The sequence below is a fragment of the Acinetobacter sp. NIOH-H-8 genome, assembly GCF_046635365.1.
GTDB lineage: Bacteria > Pseudomonadota > Gammaproteobacteria > Pseudomonadales > Moraxellaceae > Acinetobacter.
The window spans coordinates 1-389 of sequence record NZ_JBHDVN010000355.1; the positions used below are offsets into that span (position 1 = coordinate 1).

Here is a 389-nt window from a genome sequence, read left to right on the forward strand (position 1 = left end):
GTTCAATAGCATGAAGAAAGATCTCGGTTACGGTCTGCTGCTGAAACGCTATACGCCAAACGTGGCTGATGCGACTGAAGCTCAGATTCAACAGGCAACCAAAGACTCCATTCCGCGTGTAGCGCCGCTGTACTTCGCGTTCCGTATCATGGTGGCGTGTGGCTTCCTGCTGCTGGCAATCATTGCGCTCTCTTTCTGGAGTGTCATCCGCAACCGCATTGGCGAGAAAAAATGGCTGCTGCGCGCCGCGCTGTACGGTATTCCGCTGCCGTGGATTGCTGTAGAAGCGGGCTGGTTCGTGGCTGAATATGGCCGCCAACCGTGGGCTATCGGTGAAGTGCTGCCGACAGCTGTGGCGAACTCGTCACTGACCGCAGGCGATCTCATCT

1 protein-coding gene is annotated in these 389 nt (G+C 56.3%); it reads left to right on the plus strand.

Going from position 1 to position 389, the window contains the following annotated elements; translation table 11 throughout:
• A partial coding sequence (locus ACEWB7_RS18630; protein ID WP_411581180.1) for a cytochrome ubiquinol oxidase subunit I occupies positions 1–389 on the plus strand: 389 nt, incomplete at both ends.